Here is a 15,040-nt window from a genome sequence, read left to right as displayed (position 1 = left end):
TATAGCAATCCTTTTAATCTTTGATAGTGGCCATTAGCTTGCAGCTCCGGGCGTTGTATTTACAGTCTTTTTTCAAATATTTCAATGCTTTTTTGGGGTCTTTTTCTACGCCGGTACCGTTTAAATAATACTGGGCCAAAAGATAGAAGTCGTCGCCAAATTGGTATTTGCTGGCGTCGACTGATTTTTGCAGCCAATAGGCGCTTCTTTCATAATTTGGGTGTTCTGCAGTTTTACCGTAGTAATACCTGGCGATATAAGAATAATTTCCGGATAGCTCTTCTTTTTGAGTTTTGCAATTTCCTATTTCTGCAAACCATTTTTCGGCTTCGGGCAAATTGTTCCGTTTAAGATATTGATAACCAATATCCATTTTTGCATATGCTCCACAATTCAACGGATTAGGTCCGGGCAGGGCTACAGCCCTGGAAATTAACTGGGTAAATAGCGCACTGCTTTTTTCAATAGTTTCACCATCTAAATATAAAAATGCCAGGCTTGTTAAAATGCGGTAATTTTGCGATTCCTGTAGTTTTTTTAATGCCTGTTCGCCCTCGGCTGTATTCTTTTCAACCCCATGGCCACCCTCCAGTTTAATTTTGGCAACTGATAGCTCAAGGCTCTCTTTCATCTCTCCGTTCGCAAATTCCAAACTCTTTTGAAACCAGGACAACGCCTCTTTATAGCTATTTTGCATTTTATCTTTTTCGGTTACATATGAATACCCAATGGAAGCGCTTGCAAGATATTTACTGAATTTATCGTCATTATCAACAACGTCAAAGGCCGCCTTATAGGTCTCAATTGCTTCCGGTATATTTTTATCGGTACCTAATTCATTGCTTCGAAGCAAATTTCCTATTTTCATTAACCAGTTACTCTTCAAATTATTACTTTTCGCATTGCTTACAGCAAGCATCGCATAATGTATGGCTTGCTTTAAATCAACAACTGCTATCTCACCCTGGCTGTAAGCATAAAAAAGCTGTTCGCAGGCCGAAAAGTAATTCTTCGCGGCAGATTGTTTATACAGCACTATCGCTTGGTCATAATTAGCATTAATTACGTGTTCGGTTCTCGCCATATCGTATTCCTGTTTACCGGGATTATTCTGGTAATCTTCCTGCACTTTCTTTGCTTCTTCCTGCCGTTGCTGCGCATACGCCACCTCCCGTTCCCGTTTTTGCCGTTTAAGATCACTGATCAGGCCAGAAATGCCTTCAACCAAGGGCTGAGCTGCATTTACCACCGCAACGGCAGTTTGAACCTTAGCCTGGCTTTTTTCCAGGCTCACTGTTTTATTATAATAATCCTGGGCTGTCGCACGCTGCTGTGTGGTAACCGATAGACCAACCGCATTATTAAACTGAGTTTTTGCCTCTGTATAATTGCCCGAGTTATGCGCCTGTACGCCAGCGTTTATGGCATTTACGTATTGCTGTTGTCTGTTGACATTTTCCTGGTTTGGCCTTTGCGCTTCTTGCTGCACGCGTTGGGCATCTGCGGCTTTTTGTTGCTGGTTGGTGGTTGATGCAGACGATGTACTGCTTGTATTCCCACATAAAGCCGGTGTATTAGGCACTCCGTTATCACAATCTGCGTAGCATTTATACCCTTTATTTTGAACGCCGTTTGAATTGATGGAGCAACGATCGTTAGGGTCAAAACACACCTTCGAAAATCCTATATAAATAATCGTATTGGAAGGATGTAAAGCCCAGGTTTTTTCTGTCCCGCCGGCATTTATGCTTACCCTGCCATCCAACGACGAATTTTGAATATCATAGTTGAATGAAACTTTTATGCCATAATTGTTTTTGATTTCAATATCCCAGGTGTATTTTTTTGCCGATTCGTTATAATCCCGTACTTTGCTCCGGCTTTGTAAGCCTTTAAAACAAGGATTTTGTACCCACGGCCCCCAATTGTAGGTGAGTTTTTGCTGCCCGAATAAAAGCGTAAGGTGAAAGGATAAAGCGAAGAGGAGTAAGGTTTTTTTCATAATAACACTGGCATTAATTAGTGAGCAGGTTTGTTTAAATAATGAGTTAAAAATGAAAGTGTGGAATTTAAAATTCCCCTTCTACTCCTTTAAAAGATCCTTTAAATAAGTGCAGTAAAATTCCTGGTCTCTTTCTTTGCCAATGGCGCAGGCTTTCTCCATCCATTCTATTGCTTTGGCTTTATCTTTTGGCACGCCATTGCCATTTTTATACAAGTCTGATAGGCTGCGCATGCAGGCAGGCGATGATTTCGACGCGCCAAGCTCATATAGTTCCCTGGCTTTTTTAGGGTCGCTCTTAACCCCTTTACCATATTGGTAAATTATCCCCAACGTTGCATAGGCATCCATATAGCCGTGGTCAATTGATTTTTGCGCCCATTCCATAGCCTTCGCATCGTCCTCCTGGATACCATCGCCATCAAACATGTATACCGATGCAATGTTACACATGGATACGCTGTCGCCCATTTCGCTTGCTCTCATATAAAAAGAGAGCGCTTTGGGTTTATCACGCAGAATGCCTCTTCCGGTACTATATAAATCTCCTTTTTGCCGTAAATTCACCACTATTTTATCGCTTTTTGCAAGTGTTGCACGCGCGCTTAATTCGGCCCTGGCCATGTAATACTTTATCCCTTTATAATTGGGCGACAAATATCCTTTTACATAAATGTTACTGAACACTTCGTTTTTTTCAAGTTGATAAAGGGGGTAATAAAACTTGCCGCCTTGTTTGAAATAATGTTCGGAATTAGCCACTAACAGTTTATGCAGATCGGAGTTTTCTAATGCCTGTTCAGCTACATCATTATCTGCCGTAATGGCAATCAGTTTATTCATTTTATAATGGTCAACCTGATCTGGCATATTTACGGCCTTCAATGTATAAAAGGAGTGTATAATTGCTACGGTTAAGTTTTTGTAATACAGGCGTATATATTTGCCCTGGGTACTTAAGTTGTATCCCGAAACACTATCGAGCTTAAAATTCAAATGTTCAACCTCCATTGCTAAAAAATCACAATAGGCTTCAAAGTTGCGGGCATCCGTTAAAGTATTGGTGCTCTCAATCGTTTTTCTTTCGTCGATCGCGACTTGCTTTTGTTCTTCTGCCACCTTTCGGCTGGGCGAGATACCTGTGATTTTCAAACCTTCCAAATTATTGCTGATAACAGCCAATTGTTTAATCAATTTGGTCTTTCTCTGGTAATCAAAACTGATGGTATTCTTATAGTCATAGCTGGCTGACCCTGCCCGACTAATAAAAATAGATAGCGGGTAAGACACAAAACCACCATTATCATTCATAGAGATGAATACGGTACCATTGTCCATAATTTTTTGGGATGCCAGCGTGTACCCTAAGTCCGAAAACATATCGATAACGTTCTGCACATAATTCAATGGGTTTTCGGCATTCACAATAGCTAACAAAGCCTGGCCGTCTTCATAGGATAACGCCTCTTTTTTCGCTCGTTTCCTGCTGCTTAAAGCAGTTATCAGATCTACTGTGGCAGCCGATACCTGGTTCAATCCTTGCTGAAGTTGTTGTTGCTTTTGCGCGTTCTGCTGTTGCTTTAATAATAGCTGTTGGCGTTGCGCCTCTGCATTTCGGTTTGCCGCTTCCTGGTTTTGGCGTTGCATGTCCTGCTGTATTCTTTGGGCATCGGCAGCTTGTTGCCTTTTTTGTGCATCTACAGCAGCGACATTATTAGCTTTTTGTTGTTGGGTTTGATTATACGTTGTCCCGTTTGTTGTAGAAGTGGATGCACTGTTCGTCGTTTTCGCCTTGTCACAATTTTGAACGCAAAACTTTACGCCATTGCTGCCACAGCTATAAGTTGGTAGTGTCCAGTCGTCTTTCTCGCTCTCCTTGTAAGCAGTAACTCTATAATTAAAAAAGTTATCGGTATTAAACTCCGGCGCAACCTTGGCGTAGCTACTTTCGTGTGTGCGCTCCCCTTTTGCATCTACACTGAAGGCTCCATCCATCAACCGTTCATTATTTCTGCCAACGTGCGCTTCAAAACTAAAATGAATATTTTGCGATCCGGTATTTTTAAACCTGAATTGGTACGAATATGAGTTGATAGATTCAATGTAGCCCAAACAGCGGAATGAAATATAAAGGTTGGTAAAACATGGCGCACTTTTCCATGCCGACCAGTTGGATGCCCCACTTCCATTTTTTTGGGCTAGTAAAGTGCTTATCTGTAAAAAGATAAGGAGTAATAGAAGTAAAGTTTTTTTCATGATATGCAGGTTTGGATAAGGATTAAATAACTGATTACGAATTATTTTGCAATTATTCGATATACATCTATATTGGCAAATACCGCGGGCAAATCCATTTTCACGCCGTTTTTGTAAACTATGTTATGTTGTCTTGTGGATCTATCGCCTAAGCACACATATTCATCGGTTCCGTTATAGGTTGCAGATACCAAATAACGATGCTCAGTATCTAAGGCAACATTACCTGCCTTACATTGTAAATAACCAACATCATTAAATATCCGTGTAGATACGGTGTATGAATCGTCGCCATTTTCGCATCTTAGGAATGAAAAGGCAGTAGTCACATCAAAATAGTTTGAGCTAAAGCTCCCGTTGTTATGATACAACCTATAAGTGCCATTGCTATCTTTAGTTACAAACACCAGTTGCCCGTTTACAGTGATTGGGTGTTGATACGCGTAGTAGGTATAATAATCTGTAGGGTAAACAAACTTGCCATTTTTCCAAAGCATATTCCTGGAGGGGGCGTAAGCTATATTTCCAATTCGGCTATCGCCGGCTATGTAAATATCACCCTTGTATTTACCGATTGACGATATGCTGAATATAAAATCCGCATCGCTCCAATTATCAAAATCTAAAGGCATTTTCTCGCCATTTTTCCAATAAGCTATCCGGCTGTATAGATGTATATCAGGGGTATAGTAATATTCATAACCACCGGTGTATACGTCATTACCATCTATATAATAGCACAATACGTGATAGTACATAGTAGATGTTGGTGTAGATATAGGCGTGCCGTTTTTAAATACAGATGCTGCATCATAGTCGACGATGTCGCCGTTCTCATCTAACGTAGCGGTCATACCTGGGTTAGTGGCCGATATTTTTTTATCGTTTAAATATAGCCCATCGCTTGTAAAGTAATACACTTTGGCATTATCAGCTGGCTTGCCATCATTTTTACCGTCGGCGGTGGTTTCTTTTTTGCACGAAATAAAAAGGGCAATAATGGTGATAACGAATAATAGTTTTTTCGGTGTGCAGGTTCGCCCTAATTCTTTCATGATAACGCAGGTTGCTGATAATGATCAGGTTTGTTGAACAATAAAATTACGGAAAGGGGTTGCAGTAAAAAATACCTATGGGTAGGTATTTTTTACTGCGGGAGAAAGCGATATCAATGTGTTAAATCTTCTATTTTTTGAAAGCGCTCAGGTTATTCATAACTTAGCAGGCTCAGATACTTTGCATTAAAAATGACCATTAATCCAAAAAATCTGAAGAATCCCGGTTCAGAAAAAATTCTGTCATTTCTTTAATTCTGAAAATTCCGGACAGTTATTCTGTTAATTCTTTAATCCTGTAAATTCTGATTCCAACAAAAAAAGCCACCCTCAACAGGTGGCTTTCCATAAATTTCCTAAAAAGTAATTACCCTTTTTTATCAACTTTAGTTACAGGCGATGCATAAGCCTGAACAATAATTTGTTTTTTAACCTCGTGTTTCATAGCTGTTGGTGCTACGTGGTTCGCATTCAAATGCGGTGCAATAACCAGCGAAACTATCGACATCAGTTTGATCAGGATGTTCATCGACGGGCCTGAAGTATCTTTAAACGGATCGCCTACGGTATCGCCGGTTACTGACGCTTTATGTGGTTCTGATTTTTTGTAGTACATCTCACCGTTGATAAGGCAGCCTTTTTCGAATGATTTTTTGGCGTTATCCCATGCGCCACCGGCGTTGCTCTGGAAAATACCCATCAATACACCCGATACGGTTACACCAGCCAATAACCCGCCCAGCACTTCGGGGCCAAAGGCAAAACCGATAATGATAGGGGTGATTAGCGCAATTAACCCAGGGGCAACCATCTCGCGGATGGATGCTTTGGTGGAGATTGCCACGCATTTTTCGTATTCGGGTTTGGCCTTGTACTCCATAATACCCGGAATTTCGCGGAACTGGCGGCGAACCTCTTCAACCATGGCCATGGCAGCACGGCCTACAGCCGAGATACACAATGCCGAGAAGATGAAAGGGATCATACCACCCACAAATAAACCGGCCAAAACATCGGCCTTGTAAATATCAATATGCTCGATACCCGCAACACCCACAAAGGCTGCAAATAAAGCCAGTGAGGTTAACGCGGCCGACGCAATGGCAAAACCCTTGCCGGTAGCTGCAGTAGTGTTACCTACAGCATCCAGATTGTCTGTACGGTGGCGCACTTCTTCGGGCAGGCGGCTCATTTCGGCAATACCACCGGCGTTATCGGCAATTGGTCCAAAGGCGTCAATAGCTAATTGCATAGCTGTTGTTGCCATCATACCGGCAGCAGCAATAGCCACCCCGTATAAACCCGCAAAATGGTACGAGCCATAAATGCCCGACGCTAAAACCAGGATGGGTAACACCGTTGATTCCATACCTACAGATAAACCACCGATGATGTTGGTAGCATGCCCTGTTGACGATTGACGGATGATGCTTAATACCGGGCGTTTGCCCATAGCGGTATAGTATTCGGTAATGATAGACATTAAAGTACCTACAACCAAACCTACCACTATCGACATAAATACGCCGTTTTTGGTAAATGGAATTATGCCAGCTTTTACTACGCCGTTAACTTCATCGCGTACCATGTGAAACTCGCCTTCGGGTAACATCCATTGTACGACAAAATAAGTGGCTATTGCGGTTAATATAATAGATGCCCAGTTGCCTATGTTTAAAGCTTTTTGTACGCTATCGGTTTCGCTTTTAATTTTCACCATTGCTGCACCAACTATCGAAAATATTAAACCTAAACCTGCTATAACCATTGGCAACAGGATAGGGGCAATGCCTCCAAAAGCATCATGTGACACAATCTCGCGGCCCAGCACCATAGTAGCCAGCATAGTCGCCACGTACGATCCGAATAAATCGGCGCCCATACCGGCAACGTCGCCTACGTTATCGCCTACGTTATCGGCAATGGTGGCAGGGTTACGCACGTCATCTTCGGGGATGCCGGCTTCCACTTTGCCCACAAGGTCGGCGCCCACGTCGGCTGCTTTAGTATAAATTCCACCACCCACACGGGCAAAAAGCGCTATCGATTCGGCACCTAACGAGAAGCCAGCCAATACATCCAGCGCTTTGGCCATCGCCTCGCCGTTTACGGTGCTGCCGGCAACATTAACTACATAAAACTGGTAAAACAATATAAACAGCGAACCCAAACCAATAATGGCTAACCCGGCAACGCCAAGGCCCATTACAGTACCACCTGTAAACGATACTTTTAATGCCTGCGCTAAACTGGTACGCGCGGCCTGCGTGGTACGCACGTTGGCTTTGGTTGCAATGCGCATGCCCAGGTAACCGGCAAAGGCCGATAAAAACGCTCCGATAATGAATGACACGGCAATAACCGGGCTTGATGTGGCCACGGTAGTACCACTCCAGGCCAGTAGCAGGGCCGCTACGGCAACAAAGCCGCCGAGTACTTTCCACTCGGCGCGTAAAAAGGCCATTGCGCCATCGGCAATGTAGCCGGCCAGCGTAACCATGTCGCCATCGCCTGCATCTTGTTTGGTAACCCAGGCGGCTTTAACAGCCATAACGGCAATACCGATGAGCCCAAACACCGGAATTAAGTAAATTAAGTAAGTGTTCAAAAAATCCATAGTAACAAATTTGGTTTATTAAAGTAAGTTTTGCCAAGTCTGAAGTCTAAAGTCGCAATTCAAAAGTCTTTTTTTACTTTTTTTCTTTAATTCTTAAGACTACTGACTTAAGACTAACGACTTAATACTACACTGACTATAGCAGGGTGTAATTGGTGGTTGCAAAATAGTAAATTTATTTTCTTTACAATAGCCTGTCAATATTAAAGTTTTTGAATAGTTTAGGGGTTTAAACCCTTTTTTAATTTATGGCAAAAGATTCCGGACAACCAAAAATGAAACATGAGCTTGGCCTGCTTGATGGCACCATGCTGGTAGCAGGCTCAATGATAGGCTCAGGTATATTTATAGTTGCTGCCGACATTGTACGTAATGTAGGCTCAGCAGGTTGGCTTATAGCCATTTGGCTTATAACCGGTTTCATGACATTGACAGCAGCATTAAGCTACGGCGAGCTGAGCGGAATGTACCCTAAAGCAGGCGGACAATATGTTTACCTGAAAGAAGCGTACAATAAACTTATAGCGTTTTTGTATGGCTGGAGTTTTTTCGCGGTGATACAAACCGGCACTATAGCTGCAGTTGGCGTGGCTTTTTCAAAATTTACGGCGTATTTGATACATCCGGTAAGTGAGGATCATATTTTATTCCCACATAATTACTATTTAAAATTAGGCGAGGCTAAGCCCACTTTCAGTTTAAGTGCAGCACAAGTGGTATCAATAGCGGTTATTATATTACTAACGTATATCAATACCCGTGGTGTAAAAAGCGGCAAATGGATTCAAACTACTTTTACTTTAACCAAACTGTTAAGCTTATTCGGACTCATTATTTTTGGTTTTGTTGCCTTAAAGCCCGAAGTATGGCATGCCAACTGGAGTAATGCCTGGGATTTGCATAACCTGAACAAGGATGGAAGCTTTACAAAATTGGGCCTCGGCGCAGCTTTAGGGGCAGTAGCTTCGGCCATGGTAGGGTCAATATTCAGCAGCGATTCATGGAACAACGTAACCTTTATTGCCGGCGAAATGCGCAACCCTAAACGTGATGTGGCGTTAAGCTTATTTTTTGGTACCATGATAGTTACCGTTATTTACGTTGCAGCCAATATAGTTTATACAGGTGTATTGCCGCTGCACGAAATTGCGACCGCCGAAAAGGACAGGGTGGCTGTAACTGCATCGAATGTTATTTTTGGCGACATAGGCACCAAGATAATTGCTGTTATGATCATGATATCAACTTTTGGCTGCAATAATGGTTTAATTATGGCCGGTGCGCGTGTATATTATACCATGGCAAAAGATGGCTTGTTTTTTAAGAGGACAGGCGAACTAAATAAATTTGCCGTGCCCGAGTTTGGTTTATGGATACAAGCCGCACTGGCATCTGTACTTTGCTTAAGCGGCAGGTATGGCGATTTGCTGGATATGATCTCCCTGGTAGTTGTAATTTTTTATGTGCTTACCATTATCGGCATCTACATTTTACGGGTGAAAAAGCCTGGGTTAGAAAGGCCATACAAAGCTTTTGGCTACCCGGTATTGCCAGCCATTTACATTTTGATGGGAATTGCATTTTGTATTTTATTGTTAGTTTATAAACGCGACTACGCGTTATTTGGCCTGGGTATAGTGTTGATAGGTATCCCGATATATTATATTACCAAGGGGAACGTTAAGGAGCAGGATGAAGCGGTTATTGATAGTTAGTTTATTTATTTTAAGCGGGCAGGCTTATGCCCAGGACCTGCAATCAAGATTATCAGCTGCATTTAACAGGTTACAGGCCGATAGCCAGTGCCGTTATGCATCGCTTTCGCTCACTGTTTTGGATGCCAAAACCGGCGAACAGGTATTTGCCGCCAGCCCCAACATGGGGCTGGCTACGGCATCAACCCTAAAAACTATTACCAGTATTACAGCCTTTAACGTTTTGGGTGCCGATTTCAGGTACCAGACGCAATTGGGCTACAACGGCGAGATTGCTGCCGACGGCACGCTCAATGGCGATATCATTATCAAAGGTGCCGGCGACCCAACCCTGGGCAGCTGGCGGTACGAGCAAACCAAAGAAGCACATGTGCTGGCCTTAATGGCTGACGCCCTTAAAACTGCAGGCATCAAAAAAATAAACGGGCGCATTATTGGTGATGACAGCGTATTTGGCACCCAATCTATCCCCGAAGGGTGGATATGGCAGGATATTGGCAACTACTATGGCGCCGGAACATCGGGCCTTTGCTGGCGCGAAAACCAGTTTGATATTAAATTGCGCACTGGCGCTGTGGGCAATCCTATTGGCGTTTCGTACACTGTGCCCAATGTATCGTACCTTACTTTTAAAAGCGAATTGGTTAATGGCCCGGCAGGCAGCGGCGACAATGCCTACGCTTTTTTGCCTGTTGGCAGTAAAGTAATGTACCTGCGCGGCAGCTACGCTATTGATAAAGATAAAAAAAGCATCTCGGCAGCCACGCCCGATGCCGCTTATGATGCAGCTTTGCGTTTGTCGGATACGTTGAAGAAATTAGGAATTGGAGTGGGCTTCGATCCCGAATCTGTTGCCACATTAACGGCAAAAGGATTAAAGGCGCCTTTGATTACCAAAAATCTGGCTGCTATTTCATCGCCGCCGCTGAGCCGGATCATTTACTGGCTCAATCAAAAAAGTATTAACCTGTATGCCGAGCAATTGCTTAAAACCATAGCCTGGAAACAGGGCCGTAAACCTACCACTGCAAACGGGGTAGAAGAAGTACAGAAATTTTGGCAGGCCCGCGGTATCGATGCGAATAGCATGAACACCTACGATGGCAGCGGCCTCTCGTCCGGCGATAGGGTAAGCACAAATACCATGGCCCGCATCCTGCAATCGGCCAAAAAGGAAAGCTGGTTTCCTGATTTTTACGAAAGCCTGCCCGTATACAACGATATGAAAATGAAAAGCGGCACCATTAACAGCGTGCTTTGCTATGCGGGCTACCAAACCCACAACGGCCGCGAACTTTGCTTTTCTATCATGGTTAATAACTTCAGCGGATCAAGCAGGGGGATAAAAGAAAAAATGTTCAGGGTGTTGGATGTGTTGAAGTAGGAGCCCCCTAACCCACTGAATGGGGATTTAACCGTTGTAAATGTTTGTATTATGCCAATCAATATAGGATGGATTTGGCTTATCCATATCTCTGTTGGGCAAATATAAAAGGCCATTTCCATGGAATTTATAGTACTCTTTGCCGTTGTCAAACTCTTCTTTTATTTTTTTACTTACTTCGACTTTTAAATCTTTAGTTATAGTTACATACCCACTGTCGAATAATTTATGAATGTCCGATCTTAAAAGTAATCCGTTTGATATCACGTTTGGCCCTTCCAAGGAATACGATTGAATATGCGCAGCTTCAAGTACTGGTAAAGTCCTTTCGCCGGTGATTGTACATCTTCTTGTGTATGCATCTGTTACCAAAACCCTAAATGCGCCTTGCCCTAATCGTACCTTCGCTAAAACTGGATTCCCGTATCTCGCGGCCGGCTCCATCAACCATTGGTTATTAGTCTCATAAGTATTTGGCAAATATCGGCTAAGACGTTCTTCAACTATGGTCCATAAGTTTTGGCCGATAAATTCATCTGTTGAATAGCTTTTACCTTGAACAATGCTATTGGCCCAATTTTCGGGGATAGGAATCCAATCGGCTTGCTTAAAGAAAATAGGGTTTGTAAGCACGATACAGCCAATAGTGGGATTGAGATTTGATTTGTCATTTCGGTAATTAAAGATCATTGATTGAAAATCTTTAAAACTTGACGTTCCATTTCTTTCATGAAAAGTATCCCAAGCCACAGAAAGAGGTAGGAACGTGTGGCTCGAGAAAAAGCCAATACCTCCTATAACATTCAAAGGTTTTTTCAATTTAAATAGAAACGGCGAACCTGATAATAAGGCTTTAAATTCTTGTTTGCCTCCAGGTTGCCAGAAATTTACGTCTTCAGGATTAATTTGGCTTAAATTTTTAAACCAATTATTATCGGTTACACCCAAATAAAATTTCACGGTTGAATGTACGAGAAATTATATAAGTTTGATTATTAAATCTATAATAATAACCATGCGTAAATCCGCCTTATTTATTATTCTACCCTTCGTTACTCTTTTATCGTGCAAACCTAAAACCAACCCTGCCGATGCCGTAAAAAGCATCCAATTCAAATTTACAGAACTTGGGCGCGAAACCCAGTTCAGGATTACCTGTGATAAATTTGATTACTATTTTCCGCAGGGTAAGGTTAAGAATTTTACCAGAACAGCGGGTATTGACAGCGTGATGAAGCTGTTTACCGGCTTAAAGCTGGCTGGTGAAGGCATTCAGCCCGATGTAAGGGGAAAGATTTATATCACCCATGCCAGCCATGCGGTAGATACGCTCTGCGTAGGCGTAAAAGCTCTGGATTATAAGGGGACTACTTACGAAACACCACAAGAGTTATTGGTGTTGATACAGAAATAAGGAAAAAAAATATGTCATTGCGAGCGTAGCGCGGCAATCTCTTAGTCTACAGGGCGAACATGTATAGCTACGAGATTGTTTCGTTCCTCGCAATGACATAGAGGAGAATTATCGCTTATGCGTAAGTAACATTTAAAGTAAATGGCACGCTTAACGCTTTTGATATAATGCAATTTGCCTTTGCATCTTCGGCAATGGCTTTAAATTTAGCTTCGTCTACACCATCAATTGCCGTTGCTTTTAATTCTAAATGAATACCGGTGATGCTTAGGGCTTGCATATCAAGATCAAGAATGGCGTCGGTTGTAAGGTCGCCGGGAGTAAAGCCGGCCTGGGTTAAAGCAGCACCAACAGCCATAGTGAAACAGCCTGCATGAGCGGCGGCAATCAGTTCTTCGGGGTTGGTGCCAATACCATCGGCAAAGCGGGTTTTAAAAGAGTATTGGGTTTTGTTAAGCACGGTGCTTTGAGTGGTAATTTCTCCGCTGCCGGCCTGTAAAGTGCCGTTCCAATGGGCGTTTGCTGTACGTTTCATAGTTATGTGTTATTTATTGTTTATGGTTGTGTGTCTTAACTCTTGATTCTTGTCTCTTGATTCTTCTTCAAACTACCATTTAGCCCGCGCGTACTGGGCAGGCCATTCTACTTCATGACCCAGCTCATGTGCGGCACGTAGTGCAAAATGCGGGTCGCGCAGCATTTCGCGGGCCATAAATATAACGTCGGCTTCGCCTTCCTGTATAATTTCATCGGCCTGGTGTGGTTTGGTTATTAAACCTACTGCTCCGGTAAGTATACCGCTTTCTTTTTTTACTTTCTCTGCAAATTCAACCTGATAACCTGGTTTTAACGCTATTTTAACACCAGCAATGTTGCCGCCCGTCGAGCAGTCAATAAGGTCGATCCCTTTGTTTTTTAATATTTTGGCAAGTGCTACCGAGTCATCGGCTGTCCAGGCGCCTTCCGTCCATTCAGTTGCCGATATGCGTACAAACAGCGGGTTTTCTGCTGGCCAAACTTTCTGTACGCTTTCAATTACTTCCAGTAAAAAACGGACCCTGTTCTCGAACGATCCTCCGTACTCATCCGTACGTTTATTACTTGCCGGCGATAAAAACTCGTGCAGTAAATAACCGTGTGCGCCATGCAGTTCAATCACGTCAAAACCAGCGGTCAAGGCCCTGGCAGCGGCAGCCTTAAAATCTGCTTTAATTTTTTCGATGCCGGCTTTGTCCAACTCTAAAGGCGCCTCTTCACTGTCGGTAAATGCGATAGCGCTTGGTGCGTATGCTTTCCATCCGTTAGGTTCATCAGATGGTACTTGTTTGCCGCCCAGCCATGGTTGCAGGTGGCTTGCCTTGCGGCCGGCATGCGCCAGTTGTGTGCCCGCATAAGCGCCATTGGCGTGCAAAAAATCGGTAATCTGTTTCAATTTGGTGATGTGCTCATCCTTATAAAGGCCAAGATCTGCGGATGAAATGCGGCCTTCGGGCGATACTGCGGTGGCTTCGGTAATAATTAAAGCTGCACCGCCAACAGCCATGCCACCCAGGTGTACCAGGTGCCAGTCATTAGCGAAACCGTCTTCGCTGGAATATTCGCACATGGGCGATACCACGATGCGGTTTTTAAGTTCGATGTTTTTTATTTTAAGCGGTGAGAATAGATGGGGCATATGTTTTTATTTGGTACAAATATGGTAAGTAACATTGATTGTAACCACACTGTTTTGTAAAATAGATATAAGCTGAAAGCCGAAGGCCTAAAGCAGAAAGCAAATTGCAGGAAAAAAGCTTTTAACACCGTGACCTGGTTTTATACTTTTCCTTCGCACGTAAATTCTTTAGCTTTGAAAATCATCGCAATTTGTTCAATCAGTAATGGATAACAAAAATTATATAGAGCTAAAAGTTGCCGACGGAAGTTCGATGGCCGCTTACACAGCTTTTCCTGGAATTAATACCGCAGGATCGCCTGCTATTATTGTATTGCAGGAAGCTTTTGGCGTTAATAACCATATCCGCAATGTTGCCGACCGGTTTGCAACCGCGGGCTATGTTGCCGTTGCTCCTGAGCTTTTTCATCGTACAGCGCCAAAAGGTTTTGCCGGTGACTATGCCGATTTTAGTACGGTAACACCACACACATCAAAACTAACTAACGATGGTTTTAAAGCCGACCTGGAAGCTGTTTGGGGATGGCTAAATACGCAAACCAATGTAGATATAAGCCGGGTATATGCCATTGGTTATTGTATGGGCGGTCGGGTTGCTTTTATAGCCAATGCCTTATTGCCCCTAAAAGCAGCTGTATCCTATTATGGCGGCGGGCTTGATAAGGTTGCACATATGGCGGCCAACCTGCATGGCAAACACTTGTTTATTTGGGGTGGCAAGGATGTGCATATTAAGGATGACAACATCAATGCTGTTATAGGTGCAGTTGAAGCTGCGGGCAAGGATTACATCAACGTAAAAATATCTTATGCCGACCACGGCTTTAATTGCAACGAGCGGTCAAGTTATCATGAAGCTGCATCTAAAGAGGCCTGGGCTTTAGTTATGACTTTTTTGGGAGGGGCTTAAATAGCGGGTTGT

At 43.1% G+C, this 15,040-nt stretch carries 11 protein-coding genes; 4 read left to right on the top strand and 7 right to left on the bottom strand.

Features of this window, described 5'->3' with window-relative positions:
* Nucleotides 1-13: 13 nt before the first annotated feature.
* The 4 genes from AC1DU2_RS06150 to AC1DU2_RS06135 form a co-directional block, all read right to left on the bottom strand.
* Nucleotides 14-2,002, bottom strand: coding sequence for a tetratricopeptide repeat protein (locus AC1DU2_RS06150; RefSeq protein ID WP_477383366.1), 1,989 nt, complete (start codon nt 2,000-2,002; stop codon nt 14-16).
* A gap of 81 nt (nt 2,003-2,083) precedes the next feature.
* Nucleotides 2,084-4,258 carry a tetratricopeptide repeat protein gene (locus tag AC1DU2_RS06145; RefSeq protein ID WP_477383364.1) on the bottom strand — a complete coding sequence of 725 codons (2,175 nt, stop codon included), beginning with the start codon at nt 4,256-4,258 and terminating at the stop codon, nt 2,084-2,086.
* Between the two features lie 41 nt (nt 4,259-4,299).
* On the bottom strand, nt 4,300-5,313 hold the full coding sequence (locus tag AC1DU2_RS06140; protein WP_477383362.1) for a hypothetical protein: 1,014 nt from the start codon (nt 5,311-5,313) through the stop codon (nt 4,300-4,302).
* A gap of 367 nt (nt 5,314-5,680) precedes the next feature.
* Complete coding sequence (locus AC1DU2_RS06135; RefSeq protein ID WP_477383360.1) at nt 5,681-7,930, bottom strand: sodium-translocating pyrophosphatase; 2,250 nt, start codon at nt 7,928-7,930, stop codon at nt 5,681-5,683.
* A gap of 248 nt (nt 7,931-8,178) precedes the next feature.
* On the opposite strand from AC1DU2_RS06135, the gene AC1DU2_RS06130 reads away from it, so the two are divergent.
* Both AC1DU2_RS06130 and dacB read left to right on the top strand, forming a co-directional pair.
* Entirely contained in the window at nt 8,179-9,645 is a 1,467-nt protein-coding gene (locus AC1DU2_RS06130) for an APC family permease (protein ID WP_477383359.1), read from the top strand.
* On the top strand, nt 9,623-11,029 hold the full coding sequence (gene dacB / locus AC1DU2_RS06125) for a D-alanyl-D-alanine carboxypeptidase/D-alanyl-D-alanine endopeptidase (RefSeq protein WP_477383358.1): 1,407 nt from the start codon (nt 9,623-9,625) through the stop codon (nt 11,027-11,029). Before AC1DU2_RS06130 ends, dacB begins: the two co-directional genes overlap by 23 nt.
* A gap of 27 nt (nt 11,030-11,056) precedes the next feature.
* Here dacB and AC1DU2_RS06120 read toward each other — a convergent pair whose 3' ends face one another.
* Nucleotides 11,057-11,989 (bottom strand): HNH endonuclease, encoded by a 933-nt coding sequence (locus AC1DU2_RS06120; protein ID WP_477383357.1) that lies wholly within the window; start codon nt 11,987-11,989, stop codon nt 11,057-11,059.
* Nucleotides 11,990-12,044: 55 nt separating this feature from the next.
* Between AC1DU2_RS06120 and AC1DU2_RS06115 the strand changes: the two genes are divergently transcribed.
* Entirely contained in the window at nt 12,045-12,443 is a 399-nt protein-coding gene (locus tag AC1DU2_RS06115) for a hypothetical protein (protein WP_477383356.1), read from the top strand.
* A 115-nt stretch (nt 12,444-12,558) separates the two neighbouring features.
* On the opposite strand, the gene AC1DU2_RS06110 is transcribed toward AC1DU2_RS06115, so the two are convergent.
* Both AC1DU2_RS06110 and namA read right to left on the bottom strand, forming a co-directional pair.
* Entirely contained in the window at nt 12,559-12,978 is a 420-nt protein-coding gene (locus AC1DU2_RS06110) for an OsmC family protein (protein ID WP_259090564.1), read from the bottom strand.
* 72 nt (nt 12,979-13,050) lie between these two features.
* Nucleotides 13,051-14,118: an NADPH dehydrogenase NamA gene (gene namA / locus AC1DU2_RS06105; protein WP_477383355.1), complete on the bottom strand. Its 1,068-nt coding sequence runs from the start codon at nt 14,116-14,118 to the stop codon at nt 13,051-13,053.
* 205 nt (nt 14,119-14,323) lie between these two features.
* On the opposite strand from namA, the gene AC1DU2_RS06100 reads away from it, so the two are divergent.
* Nucleotides 14,324-15,028: a dienelactone hydrolase family protein gene (locus AC1DU2_RS06100; protein ID WP_477383353.1), complete on the top strand. Its 705-nt coding sequence runs from the start codon at nt 14,324-14,326 to the stop codon at nt 15,026-15,028.
* Nucleotides 15,029-15,040: the final 12 nt, after the last annotated feature.

The sequence above is a fragment of the Mucilaginibacter sp. P4_C11 genome (assembly GCF_056402115.1).
The sequence above is the reverse complement of the archived record's forward strand: the minus strand, read 5'-3'. Positions and strand labels throughout refer to the sequence as shown.